The organism is Methanoregula sp. (genome assembly GCF_049686655.1).
GTDB lineage: Archaea > Halobacteriota > Methanomicrobia > Methanomicrobiales > Methanospirillaceae > Methanoregula.
Genome location: NZ_JBAVIG010000054.1, coordinates 1 through 15,115, shown reverse-complemented (window position 1 = coordinate 15,115; position 15,115 = coordinate 1). Strand labels below are relative to the sequence as shown.

Genomic DNA, 15,115 nt, shown 5'->3' with positions numbered 1-15,115 from the left:
CTGATCTGTATGGTGCGGTATTCGGTTACCATGGCTGATTCCCTGACGGAAAAGATCGATACAGCCGCGGAAAAGAACAGGCTTTCACGGTCTGAATGGATCAGCGAGGCATGTGCTGCAAAACTTTCACCCGGGTCCGGGGCAACCCTCCTTCCTTCTGCAACGCCGCTGCTTGGCAGGAATGACCACAATATGGGTGATTATGACGAGACGTACCGGAATTTCCGGATCGATGTTCCCGAATATTTCAATTTCGGGTTCGATGTGATCGATGCATGGGCCCAGAAGGACCGGAACAAGCTTGCGATGATCTGGGTGAACCAGGAGGGCGTGGAGAAGAAGTTCACCTTCTGGGACCTGATGCGCCTCTCGAACCAGATCGTGAACATGCTGATCAAGTACGGGGTCAACAAAGGGGATACTGCACTGATCATGCTTCCCCGTGTTCCTGAGTGGTGGACTTCGACTATTGCCCTGATCAAGCGTGGTGCAGTTTATTGTCCTGCCCCCACGATGCTGACGGCGAAGGACCTGAAATACCGGATCAATCTCGCCAATATCAAGATGGTTATCACCAGCATGGAGCATGCGGACAAGATCGACGAGATTGCAAAAGACTGCCCCTCCCTGACCTGCAAGATGGTAATCGATGGCAAGCGCCCCGGCTGGATAAGCTACCCGGTCGAGCTCGACTACCCTGCACCGGTATCGGCAAAACTGGTGACCCTGCCCGGGACGAAGAAGACAAAGAGCACGGATCCCCTTGTAATCTTCTTCACCTCAGGCACCACCGGGGAGCCGAAGATGGTGCTCCATGAGCACAGCTACCCGCTTGGCCATATCGTTACGGTGCGATTATGGCATGATGTACGCACTTCGGATCTCCACTTTACCCTCTCCGATACCGGGTGGGCCAAAAGTGCATGGGGTAAGTTCTATGGCCAGTGGATTGAAGGCGCAGCGATCTTTGTCTATGATATCCGGGGCCGGTTCAACGCGACCGAGCTCCTCCCGCTGATCGAGAAGTACGGCATCAACACGTTCTGCTGCCCGCCAACGATCTACCGGATGCTGATCCTCGCCGATCTCGATAAGTTCGATTTCACCGAGCTGCGCCACTGCGTCAGTGCCGGCGAGCCCCTCAATCCCGAAGTGATCAAGGCCTGGAAGGATGCGACCGGCCTGACAATCTATGAGGGTTACGGCCAGACCGAGACAGTGCTCTGTGTGGGAACGTTTCCCGGCATGGAGCCGAGGTTCGGTTCTATGGGCAAACCTTCGCCCGGCTGGCGTATCGAGCTGCACGATGATCATGGAAAACCCGTAGGGGTTCATGAAGAAGGGCGCATAGCCATCCATGTCAAGCCCCGTCCGGTCGGTATGTTCCGGGAATACCTCAACAATCCCGAGGAGAACCGGAAATCCTTTGTCGGCGACTGGTATTATACCGGTGACAAGGCCTACCATGACGAGGACGGGTACTTCTGGTTCATAGGTCGCGACGACGATGTGATCAAAGCGTCGGGCTACCGGATCGGGCCGTTCGAAGTGGAAAGTGCTCTCATCGAGCACCCTGCCGTGCAGGAAGCAGCGGTTGTCGGATCCCCGGATGACATCCGTGGTCTTGTAGTCAAGGCATTTATCATCCTCAAACCTGATATCACCCCTTCAGAAACTCTTGTGCGCGAGATCCAGAACCACGTCAAGAAAGTGACTGCACCTTACAAGTATCCCCGCAAGATCGAATTTGTCGATACACTTCCCAAGACAATTTCCGGCAAGATCCGGCGGAACGAGCTCCGCGATCGCGAGGTGAAGAAATACCAGACCGGGAATAGTGCCGGCAAAAAAGGGTGAACCCGGCTTCCCCTACCTTTATTAAACCGGGCGGATAATCTATCTAGGCGCGAGGATCGCCGAGCCAGGTCAAAGGCGATAGGTTCAGGGCCTATTCCCGCAGGGGTTCGCCGGTTCGAATCCGGCTCCTCGCATTTTTCCCGTGCATTTTGCTGGTGTACAGCGCCGGTTTCAATCTCGATCTCTCCTGCCCGCGCCTGTGACTATGCTTTTTTCCGGGCCGGACGGCATCGTTCGGTACAGCAATCTCAAACTGTGCACTGGGGGTATATGCACCGGTCTCATCACGGATGGAGATCCCCCGCGATTGCGGGAATCTCACGGACAAGGAACGGGCCACGTCGGGTGTGCTTCCCGGGCCCGCGGGAAAAATGGCATCACCCGTCTGTAAAAAAAATCCATCAGTCTTTCTTACCCATATCCCCTTTCATCATATATTTTACTGCCAGGAATATCACCAGCGCGATGATCACGAAATCGATGAGCGCACTCACGTAATCCCCGAGAGGGAATTCCAGGGGGCCGATCACGAGCATTGCCGTTTGCCAGCTGCCTGATGGGATAACGACCGCCACTATCGGCATGATAATATCGGTAACGGTGGAATTCACCAGTTTTGTAGCTGCTGTTCCTATGACGACCGCGACAGCAAGACCGATCACCTGGTACTTCCGGAGGAATTCCATAAATTCATCGTTAAACCCCCGTGCTTCTTTGCCGATTGCCATTACGCCATCTTCAATCGCTTTTTCTGCATCTTCGATCTGGTTCTCAACCATCGTCTGTCACCATAATTCCAGGATAAGAGGCCGATTTAGTCTCTGGTACGACTGATTGGTTTTGGCAATGATTATGGTTTGCAGCCCGGTAAAACGGGGCTTACCAATAAAAGCATTCCCGGGAAGAGAAACTCCAGTAAAAGAAGATACGGGATCCGTCCAGGCACCCGGATCTTGGTCCCGGACCATATTGCCTTTCCACGCAGGGGAATTTCCCCGGGATGTTTCCTGTGGGAAATACCGGAAACCAGAGCGGATTTTAAAAAAAAGAGCGTGAAGGTCTGATCAGATGAGCGGTGCCGGTTGCTGGTCGCCAAGGGAAGGCAGTTTCGTGGGTTTGACGAGGACCTGTTCATCGCTCTGCCGGATCTTTTCGATGATCAGATCTTTTCCTCTCCTGGTCATCGCAAAGATCGGTATGGCAATACCCGCCTGGAGGAGTGCCTTTGGCCCTGCGATCTCCCTGACGGTTTTCGATGCACACCCGGTGATGAGATCTGCGGCAGATGAGAGCATCTCTGCCTCGTCCCGGGTAAGACCGGTGACGTGGACACCGAATATGAGTGTCTCCGGGTGTATCTTCCGTATTGTTACTGCGACTTCCGGACTGGCGATCGTGACGGCAATCTTCCGGAACCCCTTTTCGGCAGCAAGCGCAACACCGGCGACCTGGTCCATTGCGGCATGCGTATGGTCGAGGACAAATCCCCCGCCGTTCTCGATCCGTTCCATTACTGCCAGGTGCGGGGATGTCTTAACGAGTCCGGACATACGGCCTCCCACACCCTGCGCCATCGCGGGTTTCGTGACAACAACGGTCCCGGCGCCGTCGCATGCAAGGACTGCTGCATCAATGATGCCTGCCCTGAGGCCGAAACTCAGGAGTTCGGAAGCGCCAAACCCGACGAACTCGCGGTTGTCGAGCACTTCACGGTCCGCAGTACACATACCGAAGGCTTTGATCCTGTGCTCGATATTGGCCTTTACCGATTCTGCCCTGATGTCCAGGACCGGGAAAGCGAACCGTTTTGCAAGGGGGCAGTCCTTAATCCGTGGTTCCCCTACTTCGACCACGCTGCCGTTACGGATCACGATCCGGCTCCGTCCTATTGCTTCAATAATATGCTCGTCTTGATCAATTGCCATGCGACACCTTCGCTAGTATAAAGATAATATACTTGTTATTTAAGGAACATGGCATCCCGGCAAAATCCGGAGTGAACGTACACCAGAGGCCCGTGCATAACACATATGACCAAACAACGACGATAATTCAGTATGGGTGGGGAATCGCGGTTTCGTGAGATCGATCTCTTCCGCGGGATCGCGATCCTCATGATGGTGCTCTTCCACACCCTCTTCGATATCAGTTTCTTCGGGATCGCACAGGTCAATGTCTCGTCAGGCTTCTGGCGGAACTTTGCATTCGCAACCGCCACGCTCTTCCTCTTTCTCGTGGGGGTGTCCCTTGTCGTCAGCCATGCAAGGGCCGCCCGTTACCTGGCCGGTTTTGCGCTTGCGAAGAAGTTCCTGCTCCGGGGGGCAGGCATCTTTCTTCTCGGCCTCGGTATCACCGTTGTCACCTGGTTCTATCTCCGCGAGGGTTTCATCCTCTTTGGTATCCTGCACCTGATCGGGATCTCGGTGATGCTCTCGCCGCTCTTCTTCCGGTTCAAAAAATACAATATCGTGATTGGTATCCTGTGCGTCCTGATCGGCTGGTTCGTGATCGGCAGCCTCGGCCCGGTATGGCTCCAGCCCTTCGGCATCCAGCCGGCCGGGGCCTGGTCGGTCGGGTATGCCCCCATGGTCCCGTGGACCGTGACCGGCGCCGTCATCCCGCTCCTCCTCCTCCCGCTCGGCATCCATGCCGCCTCGTTCATGACCGTGGACTACACACCGCTCTTCCCGTTTTTTGGCGTGGTGCTGATCGGTATGGGGGCCGGGGAGTTCCTGTACGGGGAGGGGGTCCGGCACTTCGCGGCCCCGAAAATCCCGGAGTTTTTTGTATCACCGCTCTCGTTCCTTGGCCGGCACTCGCTTGTCATTTACCTGGTCCACCAGCCGGTGATCATCCTGCTTCTCGCAGCGGTCACCGGGACGAAGGTGATGTAAAATCCCCGCATCCTGCGTGGACATTCCTGGCCCGGCTTCCCCCTCAGGGATTACCGGCCCGTACCTGAACCGCGACTCCCGGCGGGTTCGAATCATGTCATGGGAATCTGCCTGTCATAAGCCCGGGGATCACCCTGCTCAAAACGGATTCTGTACCCGTGCGACCCCCTTTTCATCTCATACAATAAAGCAGGCAGGGCAAAAAGTCCGATCAATGCATTCACAACCTATTTACCCGATTGGAAAGACTCTCTGTACCGAGGATTATCAAAAGAAATCCGGGTGACTCCCCATGACCCCGCACCGCTACATTGTCATTCTGTCCGCCCTTTCGGTCATCATCATGATCGCTGCCGGCTGCACCACCCTGTCCCCCGGCCAGAACACGACCCCCGTGGGCACACCTTCCGGGGAGCCACTTTTAGCTTCCTACAAGGTTACCATCAACCAGCCGGACGCGATGTCAGCGTATATCCACATGGATACCGATCGCTACAATATCGGCGAGGTCGTGCAATTCACGGTCACAAATGACGGGTCCGGCCCACTTGAATGCGCCGGTGATCCCCCGGCGTTCTCGGTGAAATCCCAGGGCATCAACGGGATATGGGTGACACGGATGGGCAACGAGACCCCGGGCACCCCGGAAAAATCCTCTCTTGAACCCGGTGCATCGACCGTCATGTACCGTTTTGTCACTGATGGCTGGGCCCCGGGGCGGTACAGGATAGTGCATGACTGCGGTGTGGTGAGGGAATTTATCCTGAGACCCGTTCCGACACTGGCGGCAACGCCGGTTGAAACTCTTTCCCTGAATGAGACGGTGAATTCGACCGTCGCCACCCCGGCCGTTGCCACGATGGCTCTGATTAATCCACCCGCTACCGCGACGGTAACTCTTCCCGCAAATACATCTGCCCCTCCCTATGCGTCTTCACGTAATCCGGATTCCTGGATTAATTTTTAAGGTCAGGACAGGATTATCTGATCAGACCCTGCATTGGTACTGACGCAATGTTCCTCCGCATCTTCTCACTCACCCTTGAACCGGTAAACCCCCTCCAGTTCTCCCTCGGGGAATGCCGGTCATTTTTCAATAAAGAGCTTGCTGCCTATTCCCTGTCCACAAAGAATACGGACAGTGATAAGTTACATCGCTACCAGGCTGTCCAGTGCAAATACATCAAAGATACGCTCATGGTGATCGGCATCAGCCAAGGTGCAGGGCTCCTCCACCAGCTGGCGGGTGGCAGGGATACAATCCTTGCCGGCACGAATACCTCCCTCATAACGGAGCGGGACAGTCTCATACGGAACGAGGAGTTTGGTATCACCGGCTCCCTGCATTCCTACGAATTCCTGACCCCGTGGCTTGCACTGAACCAGCAGAATGCGAAAAAATTCTATGATCTGATCGGGAAAACCGAACGGGATGCCTTCATGCAGAAACTCCTGCTTGGGCACCTCAATTCGCTCGCAAAGTCGCTTGACTACACGCTGCCTTTCCCGATCGCCTGCGAACCAAAGGTCCGGTTCAGGAGAGATCGTATTGATAACGAGAACATCATGGTATTCCTGGGCAGGTTCCAGACAAATCTCCGTATCCCGGATTTCATGGGCATAGGGCAGTCCATCTCGAAGGGTTTTGGCACGGTTCGTCATGTTGATCAGGATCTCCCGGCAGACCCCCGGGCAGACACGCCGGATCGTTAAGATACTCTCCTGTTTTTAATATTGCCGGGCCTATAGCCAAATATCCCGTTATCTTCATTTTCTCACATTTCTCATACTATTATTGTATGATGATCCGCTACCGGAACATCAGGATCGAGGATATCCCTGCCGTCAAGGCATGGCCGCCCTATCCTCCGGAATTTGCCGGTCTTGACTATTCGCTCCGTGACGGGGGATGGCTCGATGAATACTACCCGAAGCCCGGAACCGATATCATCGTTGCTGAAAAGGCAGGAAGCGTGGCAGGCTTTGCCATCCTTGCCCGGGAACCTCCTGCCGGGGCAGAACTCCGTATCGCACTTCACCCTGAGAAGCTCGGGCAGGGATTTGGCAAGGCGCTGGCCCGGATGATGCTCCTGCACGGGTTCACCAAACCGGATATCGATACGATCCGGCTGATCGTCAGGAAGAACAATCTCCGTGCCCGGAAACTGTACTGCGATCTCCATTTCCGGAACACCGGGGAATGCATTGAAGAGATCCTTGGAGAGGAGATCGCATTTGACCGGATGGAACTTGACAAGACTACGTTCTTTGAGGAGACCCTGCGATGAAGGAAGCACTGCTTGTAATTGATGTACAGAACGAATATTTCACCGGAGTACTTCCGGTTACATTCCCCCAGGGCAGCCTTGCCAATATCCTGCGGGCAATGGATGCAGCACATGCGGCACACATCCCGGTTGTGGTTATCCAGCATGCGAATCATGCGCCGGATGCACCGGCGTTCCGTTATGGCACACCCGGCTGGGAACTCCATCCGGAAATTGCCGGGCGGCCCCGGGACATACTGATCGAAAAAACCTTGCCGGGAAGTTTCACGGGTACAAATCTCGACCGCTGGCTGATGGACCATGGGATTGTCTCCGTGACGATCGCGGGATATATGACCCAGATGTGCTGCGATACTACGGCACGGCAGGCATTCCAGCGCGGCTATGCAGTAAGATTCCTCTCGGATGGCACCGGAACCCTGTCGGTTACGAACAGCGCCGGCTCGATCAGCGACAGCGATCTCCACCGGGCAATCCTCGTCACCCAGCAGATGCGGTTCTCCCGTGTCCAGACTACAGAAGAATGGGTGCAGTCGTTCTCTCGTACGGCCCCTTGAGTCAGCCGGGTGGAGGCCTCCTCAGGATCTCTGCGTAATGCCGGAATCAGTCCGATCCGAAGCACGATATGAAGGAACCGCATACCTTTTTACGGGTTCAATCTCATGTTCTGGGCTGTTCTTTCCGGTATAGGCGCCGGCGCCGATGCCGCGTACTATATCGTGAATAAGAAGTTCCTGCAAATCCTGGAGCCCGACCTTCTTGCAGCAGCCGGTTTTTTATGTGCGGGTGTCTGCCTGCTGGGCATCTCGCTGCTTCAGGGTATGCCTGTCCTCGGACCGGACTTCAACTTCGCAGTCATTGCTGACTGCGTTCTCAATATCATCGGCACTACGATTGCCTTTCGGGCGCTCCGCTCTACGGATCTCTCGCTTGCAGTCCCGATGCTGGCGTTCACGCCGCTCTTCCTTATCGGGACTGCCGCACTGATCCTCCATGAGATCCCATCCCCTGTCGGGATCATCGGGATCGTCATCATCGCAATCGGCTCGTACGTCCTGAATACTGCCGAAGGGCACACCCGTCTCACGGACCCGTTCCGGGCCATGGTTACGAATCACGGTGTCTTTTCCATGCTGGTAGTCGCATTCCTGTACGCAGTGGTTATCAATTTTGACAAGATGGTGGTACAGAACTCAGATACAGTATTCGGATCGGGCCTGGTCTTCTCCCTGCTGGGAAGTGCGTTTATGGTCCTTTTTCTTCTGAAAAGATACAGGAAACGGGCAACAGGCCAGGATGCCACCGGAGCAACCCCCCTCGCCGCGAATGACCGGGCCGCCGGTACATGGCAGGACCTTGCTGCTGCGAGCTTCATCGTAGGTATTTTTCTGACGATAGAAACGATCGCTGTCAACCAGGCATATCTCCTTCAGATTGTGCCGTATGTGAGTGCCATAAAACGGACAAGCATTCTCATTACGGTCGTCTATGGCACGCTCGTGTTCCGGGAAAAAGAGCACCTGCGCAGGGTATCCGGCGCAGGGCTCATGGTGCTGGGTGTGGCACTGATTTTGTTGTTCCCGTAACCGGTGAACCCGTCTGACGGCTCGTATTCATCACTGTGCTGCACAGGTATCCATTATTCCATTATGCGAGCCGGAAGCATCATACGGCAAACAGCGGCACGTCCCGGAACTTCACACAGTCGAACACGCCACGATCGGTAATGCGCAGGGCCGGGATGACGGTGAGTGCCAGGAAGGAGAGGTACATAAACGGACGATTGATACCCCCCATCTGTCGTGTGACCGAACTGAGGAGATCCAACCGGGTTACCACGTCCTCAAAGGGCAGCGTCGACATCAGACCTGCGCAGTCAAGCGGGAGGACTGTCGCCGAGGTACCGGTAACCGCTGCCAGGCCTCCCTGCGCCTGTATGACGGACCTGACAGCGAGCAGGATCTCATCATCGCTTACACCGGACGCGATGATATTGTGGGCATCGTGGGAGATACTGGCAGCGATGGCGCCCCGACCGAATGAGAAACCATGCACCAGTCCTACCCCGCATCTCCCGGTGCCATACCGGTTGCAGACAATCACCTTAAGGATATCCTGATCAGTATCGGGAATATTCCTGCTGTCAGTATCATAAAGGAGCGATTCAGTTACGATCTGGCCGGGAACAAGACCGATCACCCGGGCCGGGCCGTTGCCGGCGATACTGATTGCGGCAGATGACGGGACCTGGCAATGGATTGACGGGGGGAATGGTACTGGCCGTGCCGGTCGGGATGGAAGGATCTCCATGCCCTCCAGGAAGACCTGCCTGACGGTGAACTGCTCCGGGTCATCAACAATGCAGAGATCTGCCCGCCTTCCCGGGACGAGTGCCCCCCGGTCATGAAGTCCGAACCGTTCGGCAGCAGAGAGCGTGGCCATGCGGATCGCAAGTTCCGGAACGAGCCCGGAGGTGATGGCCTTCCGGATGCACCGGTCGATGTGGCCCTCCCGCATCAGCAGGTCGGGATGGCAGTCATCGGTTGCAAAGCAGCAGCGCGAAACCGTATCCCGGGTAACGAGCGGTATGAGGGCTTCAATATTCTGCTCGGTCGATCCGTCCCGGATGAAGATATACATCCCCTTACGGAGTTTCTCTTCAGCCTCGGCAGGACTCGTACATTCATGATCGCTCTGGAGCCCGGCAAGGAGGTAAGCGTTCAGGTCCATGCCGGAAAGCCCGGGGGCATGCCCGTCACGGATGGCTGACAGGGCAAGTTTGTCCGCAATTCCCGGATCGCCGGAAAGTACACCCGGGACGTTCATCATCTCGCCAAGACCACAAATCCCCTCTCTGCCGATAAACCGTCTGAGGTCACAGGCTTCGAGGACTGCCCCGCCTTTTTCCAGGGGTGCAGCAGGAACACAGGACGGGAGCATGTACCGGATATCTATACCTGCACCCTGTCGGGCTGCAAGCATGGCCTCGATCCCCGCCACCCCGGCTACATTGGCAATCTCATGAGGATCGGCGATGACTGTTGTAGTGCCGTGAGGGGCAACGAGGCGGGCATATTCCTGCGGCGTTAAGAGGGAGCTTTCGATGTGGACATGGGCATCAATCAGGCCGGGAACGATAAAGAGGCCGGTGCAGTCCCGTTCAGATCGCCCGGTGTAGGCGCCTGTGCCAAGAACGATGCCGTTTTTTACTGCGAGATCCCCCCTCTGCCAGTCACCGGTGAACGGGTTAAAGATAGTGGCATTTTTAAAAACGGTATCGGCCGGCGTGAGTCCACGGGCTGCATCGATCAGGGTCTGTCTTTCCGGAAGCATGGCGATCACACCGCTATATCGCTGATGACCGCGGTCTTACGTTCACCGTCACTGAGAACATAGATGTAGAGTTTGTAGGTGCCGGGCTCCAGATCGACTGGCACCGCTACATCCGTTTCGCCATCACGGATCGTGGCCGGTGCCTCTGCGATTGCGTACACCTGCTGGTGCAGGTCCTGTATCCGGCAGGCGGTCACCTGGACCGTGACATTGGCAGGTTCACCGGTATTTGTTATCTGGACTATGACCGAACGGTTCCGGTACGAAGCATCGCCACCATTCACGGAAATGCATCCTGCACACAGCAGGGCAAGAACGAGAATCGCGCCTGCTGCAAGAGAAAGACGCGCATGACCGGACATCAACCAGATGTAAAAACTCAAAACCATAAATTCTTATGGGGATTTTCCTGCGAGGCCTTATCCATCTGCTTATCGGCTTCACCATTACCCGTAACCTGGTGGTTCAAGCGTAAGGCTATCTTAAAAATCCTTTGATGTTGCCAAAATTCATGTGATAATGGAAAAAAAGAATAGAATTGTCATAATATCCACAAAATACAGATTTTTACCGGTCAGTTGCAAAACATATCTTATTATACCTTCAGAAAATAAAATCAAAGTCAGGTGATAGTATACCAATAATAACTTTTTCTCACCATAAAGGCGGTACTGGTAAAACTACTTCCTGCCTTAATATTGCCGGTTTTTTAACGAAGGCTGGGAGAAAGGTGCTGGTTGTCGATTGTGATCCGCAGGCAAATGCCACCGTTGGTCTTGGCTTTGGCCCGCAGGCAGTCAGCTGCAATATGTATGACGTCTTTATGAGCAGGGCGGAAGGATCTCCCGCAACACCGATCCAGGAGATCATAAGGAAAACTCCCTCCGGAATCGATCTCGCCCCCTCGCATCTCGATCTTGTCGGGGCAGAGCCGGCCCTGTACATGATGGAGAACCGGGCCGGTATCCTCGCGGAAATGCTGTCAGGAATCCGTGACCAGTATGACTATATCCTTATTGATACGCCCCCGAGTATGGGCCAGCTGGTGATCAACGGGCTTTACGCCGCTGATTATATCATTGTCACCCTTGATTCAGGGACGTTTGCCCTCGAAGGTGTATCGACGCTGTCGAAGATTTTTGGCGATATCAAAGATGACCTGGGAAAAGAGATCCTGCCTGCGATGGCCATCCTCACCCGTTGGGGTGAAGGAGCGGTATGCCCGGATGGGGAAACCGCTGAGCCGCAGGACCTTCTTTACCGTGTCAGGAGTCTTTTTTATAAAAAACCTTCACTGACGCCGGCCGGGATCAAGGCTGCCGAAGAACAGAAAACAGAACACGAGCGGTTGCTGTCTATGCTCTCTGAGATCCAGCGGCTGTTCCGTACCGTTTATACCGTACCGTACTCCCCCCTGGTTTATGAATCCCAGAAACGGGGGCTGCCGATCTCGCATTTTGCACCGGACAGCAGTGCAGGTACGGCGTACAAAACCATTGCAGACGTAGTGGTGACATGGAAATAAGCGAGTGATGACATGGACGTAAAAGACATTGAAGCAATACTGAAACGAGCTGGTGACGGAGATCTATCGGTCAGGGCAGATGAAAACGGTGCAGGTCCTGAGCTAAAGCCCCTTGCCCAGGCAGCAAACCGGCTCATCGAGAAGCTCGTGAAGACCACGGAAATGAAAAACCGTGCCGACATCATGATGAGATACAACCCGCTGGCGATATCCATTATCAACAGAAACCGGGTACGGATATACATCAACAAGAAATACGAGACGCTCTGGCGTGGTACACACGATGATCTGATAAAAAAGAAGATGGCGGATTATGACATCACGATTCTTTCCGGCGATCACTACTATGCCTGTTTCGAAACAAAGAAGACTACTACCACACAGATCCTGGTGAAATTCCCTGATGGCGTGAAAAAATATCTGACCCTCAACTCCATTCCGCTCCTGGACAAGAACGGCGATGTTGATGCAGCCTTTTTCCTCTTCGTCGATTATACGGAACTCCAGGAGAAGATGGATGCCATCAAGAAGGTGGAACTGCGGGTCGACCGTATCCTCCAGGAGAACCCGTACCCTCTCTTTACGATCGATCCCGCACTCAACGTGCTCTTCTCAAACCAGGCATTTCTCAAGTTGACCGGGTATTCGAGAGACCGGGCTGCATCCCTGTCGATGAAGGACTTCAAATTCCAGAAAAACAAGGGAGAGAGTGTTGAAGGGACTATCCGGTCAAAACACCGCAGCCAGGGCGAGTCGGTGATCGAATTCCCGGCCGGGGTAGTCACACTCGAATGGTATTATATCCCCCTGCTTGATACTGACGGAAATGTCGAATCCCTTCTTGTAGTGTACAATGATATTACCGAGAGGCGGAAGAAAGAACTGGAAGTCCAGCAGCTGATGGAGAGTTCAAAACAGCAGGCGGAGTCACTCTCGTCCAGCGCAGTTGTGCTCGAGACCGGTCTTGCTGCCGTAGCAAAAGGGGACCTCAGTTTCCAGGCCCCTCTTGCGGAGGGCGATCCTCTCATAAAACTGAAGAAGGATTACAATGCGGCAGTGGACTCGATCCGGACCCTTGTAACCGAACTTGGCAAGTCCATCCACCAGATGGAGATGACTACCGGGGATACCAGCAAGAGTACGCAGGAGATATCCAAGTCCACGGAACAGGTAGCGATCTCCACACAGAAATCCGCCGACGGTGCCAAGAAGCAGATTGAAGAGATCGAAAAGGTCAGTAAGGACATCTCCGACCTGTCGGCTTCCATAGAGGAGATCGCAAGCACTTCCCACTCACTCATGGACCATGCCCAGAAAGCGGCGGCAGACGGGAACGCAGCAGCAGAACTGGGGAAGGTTGCTACGTCAAAGATGCTGAATGTGGAGAAAATTGCCGGTGAAAGCGTGAAAGAGATTACTGCGCTCAATGAACGCATGAAAGAGATCTCCAATATTGTCAAGATGATCGCCGATATCTCCAGCCAGACCAACCTGCTTGCACTGAATGCAGCCATTGAAGCCGCACGGGCAGGTGAGCATGGGCGAGGGTTTGCCGTTGTAGCCGGAGAAGTACGCAACCTTGCCGGGGAATCCAAGACCGCGACCGGCCACATCGAGACGCTCATCCAGTCCATCCAGCAGAGCAGCGACAAGACGGCCGCTGCCATCAACAGTTCCTATAAGGAGATCCAGACCGGCATTGAAAGCGTGAACAAGACTCTCGACACGCTCAACCGGATCACCGCTGAATCCAATGTTGTGGCGCAGGGTGTAACAGAGATCACCAAGGCAACCGAGGACCAGGCAGAAGCCACGACCCGTGTTATGGAGGGTATCGAAAAGACCAATGCCATCACCCGCGAAAACCAGGAACGGATGGAGGATATGGCGGCTCTTGCCGAAGAGACAAGTGCCTCCACCGAGGAGATAGCCAGCGCCTCGACCGAACTCGCCGGCATGGCTGAACGATTAAAGACCATGATGGATACGTTCAAAGTAAGGTGAAGCAATGGTTGAAACTATTGATGTGGTGGAATTTGAACTGGGCGGGGAGCGGTATGCCCTCGATATCCAGCTGGCACGGGAGATCGTGGAGATGATCCCCATCACCCCCATCCCGCGTGCACCTCCCTATATCTCCGGCGTGATCAATCTCCGGGGTGAGATCACCAATATTATGAATCTCAATGCGTTGCTTGGTCTTGCGAACACAGAGATCCGCAGCAACCAGAAGATAATCGTCCTTGTACCGGAAGCGGCGGGGGGAAGCAATGTCGGCATTATTGTCGACGATGTCAGCAGCGTCATGCAGGTTTCAGAGGCAGATATCGATCATATCGGTGAAGGGTTCTCTTCTGACTTCTCCTCATTCGTCAAGGGAATCATCAAGATGAAGGGCGAAGATGCGGCGAGTAAAAAGAAAAACCTGATCATCTGGATCGATATGCAGAAAGTGATCAAGGATCTTGCAGAAGCATAACACTAAAGAGAGTAAGGCATTGTCACAGGATGCAGTACCGGGAATGACGGAGTGGAGAACGGAATGACGGAACGACCAGGAAGAAAAGCATTGTTCAGCGGGGCGATACCAAAAGCACCGGCACAGGCCGGCTCTTCGGAAGAGATTGCAGCCCACGTGCAGCAGCTGAATGAGGAGATTGCCGCAGCACTTTCTGCTGCGGCTGCAGGAACGACGGTAAATCCCCTTGAGCCGGCCCGGTTTGGTGCGGAATATACAACGTTAATCTCTGCCGTGAACCGGGTGCTCCGGGAACTGGTGCAGGACAGGAAGATCCCAGTCCCGGCGGCAGTTCCGTTTGCACCGGTTTCCTCTCAAGCCACCAGTGACCAGCAGGCCCGGTATGAACTGGAGATCGAAGACCTGCGCCACCGGCTGGATCTGATGGTGGGCAGGAACCCGGTTCCCATGCTGGTTACCACGCCTGCCTTTTCCATCCTGGAAGCAAATGATGCCTATGTCCAGATGAGCGGCATTGCAAAAGATGCGCTGACGAATACGAGCCTTGCAGGATTCCGGATTATCAGCCAGACCGGAGAAGGGGCGAAAGTTGCCCTCCAGGAAAAGCGCCGTTCCTTTGGTCAGGTCACGGTCGAGCTTCCCTCCGGCAGGCGTATCCTGGAACAATATTGTATCCCCGTAGTTGCCGGGGACGGAACCATCACGTCCCTCCTGTTTGTGTACAACGATATCTCTGCGC

The 15,115-nt window shown here is 54.7% G+C and carries 15 protein-coding genes and 1 tRNA gene; 12 read left to right on the top strand and 4 right to left on the bottom strand.

All coding sequences use genetic code 11. From position 1 onward, the window contains the following. The first annotated feature begins 9 nt into the window (after positions 1 to 9). A complete protein-coding gene (locus WBL42_RS07250) occupies positions 10 to 1,857 on the top strand; it encodes an AMP-binding protein (RefSeq protein WP_424720645.1) in 1,848 nt (615 codons plus the stop codon). A gap of 49 nt (positions 1,858 to 1,906) precedes the next feature. After that, positions 1,907 to 1,991 (top strand) — tRNA-Leu (locus tag WBL42_RS07245). Positions 1,992 to 2,258: 267 nt separating this feature from the next. On the opposite strand, the gene WBL42_RS07240 is transcribed toward WBL42_RS07245, so the two are convergent. Together WBL42_RS07240 and WBL42_RS07235 are read right to left on the bottom strand one after the other, a co-directional pair. Beyond that, positions 2,259 to 2,636, bottom strand: a complete 378-nt coding sequence (locus WBL42_RS07240; protein WP_424720605.1) for an MscL family protein — start codon at positions 2,634 to 2,636, stop codon at positions 2,259 to 2,261. A 285-nt stretch (positions 2,637 to 2,921) separates the two neighbouring features. After that, positions 2,922 to 3,782, bottom strand: coding sequence for a methanogenesis marker 8 protein (locus WBL42_RS07235; protein WP_424720604.1), 861 nt, complete (start codon positions 3,780 to 3,782; stop codon positions 2,922 to 2,924). A 132-nt stretch (positions 3,783 to 3,914) separates the two neighbouring features. On the opposite strand from WBL42_RS07235, the gene WBL42_RS07230 reads away from it, so the two are divergent. The 6 genes from WBL42_RS07230 (at position 3,915) to WBL42_RS07205 (ending at position 8,625) form a co-directional block, all read left to right on the top strand. Next, positions 3,915 to 4,751: a heparan-alpha-glucosaminide N-acetyltransferase gene (locus WBL42_RS07230; protein ID WP_424720603.1), complete on the top strand. Its 837-nt coding sequence runs from the start codon at positions 3,915 to 3,917 to the stop codon at positions 4,749 to 4,751. A 292-nt stretch (positions 4,752 to 5,043) separates the two neighbouring features. Continuing rightward, on the top strand, positions 5,044 to 5,718 hold the full coding sequence (locus tag WBL42_RS07225; RefSeq protein WP_424720602.1) for a hypothetical protein: 675 nt from the start codon (positions 5,044 to 5,046) through the stop codon (positions 5,716 to 5,718). A gap of 47 nt (positions 5,719 to 5,765) precedes the next feature. Then, a complete protein-coding gene (locus WBL42_RS07220; protein ID WP_424720601.1) occupies positions 5,766 to 6,464 on the top strand; it encodes a CRISPR-associated endonuclease Cas6 in 699 nt (232 codons plus the stop codon). An 86-nt stretch (positions 6,465 to 6,550) separates the two neighbouring features. Next, positions 6,551 to 7,039 (top strand): GNAT family N-acetyltransferase, encoded by a 489-nt coding sequence (locus tag WBL42_RS07215; protein WP_424720600.1) that lies wholly within the window; start codon positions 6,551 to 6,553, stop codon positions 7,037 to 7,039. Then, on the top strand, positions 7,036 to 7,596 hold the full coding sequence (locus WBL42_RS07210; protein WP_424720599.1) for a cysteine hydrolase family protein: 561 nt from the start codon (positions 7,036 to 7,038) through the stop codon (positions 7,594 to 7,596). Before WBL42_RS07215 ends, WBL42_RS07210 begins: the two co-directional genes overlap by 4 nt. A 105-nt stretch (positions 7,597 to 7,701) precedes the next feature. Further along, the gene (locus tag WBL42_RS07205; RefSeq protein ID WP_424720598.1) at positions 7,702 to 8,625 is read left to right on the top strand and encodes an EamA family transporter; all 924 of its coding nucleotides are present in this window, start codon (positions 7,702 to 7,704) and stop codon (positions 8,623 to 8,625) included. 79 nt (positions 8,626 to 8,704) lie between these two features. On the opposite strand, the gene ade is transcribed toward WBL42_RS07205, so the two are convergent. Further along, positions 8,705 to 10,372, bottom strand: a complete 1,668-nt coding sequence (gene ade, locus WBL42_RS07200; protein WP_424720597.1) for an adenine deaminase — start codon at positions 10,370 to 10,372, stop codon at positions 8,705 to 8,707. Positions 10,373 to 10,377: 5 nt separating this feature from the next. Further along, on the bottom strand, positions 10,378 to 10,734 hold the full coding sequence (locus tag WBL42_RS07195; protein WP_424720596.1) for a hypothetical protein: 357 nt from the start codon (positions 10,732 to 10,734) through the stop codon (positions 10,378 to 10,380). Between the two features lie 227 nt (positions 10,735 to 10,961). Between WBL42_RS07195 and WBL42_RS07190 the strand changes: the two genes are divergently transcribed. The 4 genes from WBL42_RS07190 to WBL42_RS07175 form a co-directional block, all read left to right on the top strand. Beyond that, complete coding sequence (locus WBL42_RS07190; RefSeq protein WP_424720644.1) at positions 10,962 to 11,897, top strand: ParA family protein; 936 nt, start codon at positions 10,962 to 10,964, stop codon at positions 11,895 to 11,897. A 12-nt stretch (positions 11,898 to 11,909) separates the two neighbouring features. After that, complete coding sequence (locus WBL42_RS07185) at positions 11,910 to 13,901, top strand: methyl-accepting chemotaxis protein (RefSeq protein ID WP_424720595.1); 1,992 nt, start codon at positions 11,910 to 11,912, stop codon at positions 13,899 to 13,901. 4 nt (positions 13,902 to 13,905) lie between these two features. Then, a complete protein-coding gene (locus tag WBL42_RS07180) occupies positions 13,906 to 14,376 on the top strand; it encodes a chemotaxis protein CheW (protein WP_424720594.1) in 471 nt (156 codons plus the stop codon). A gap of 63 nt (positions 14,377 to 14,439) precedes the next feature. Continuing rightward, positions 14,440 to 15,115: PAS domain-containing protein (locus WBL42_RS07175; RefSeq protein WP_424720593.1), on the top strand; the 676-nt coding region annotated here is incomplete at its 3' end.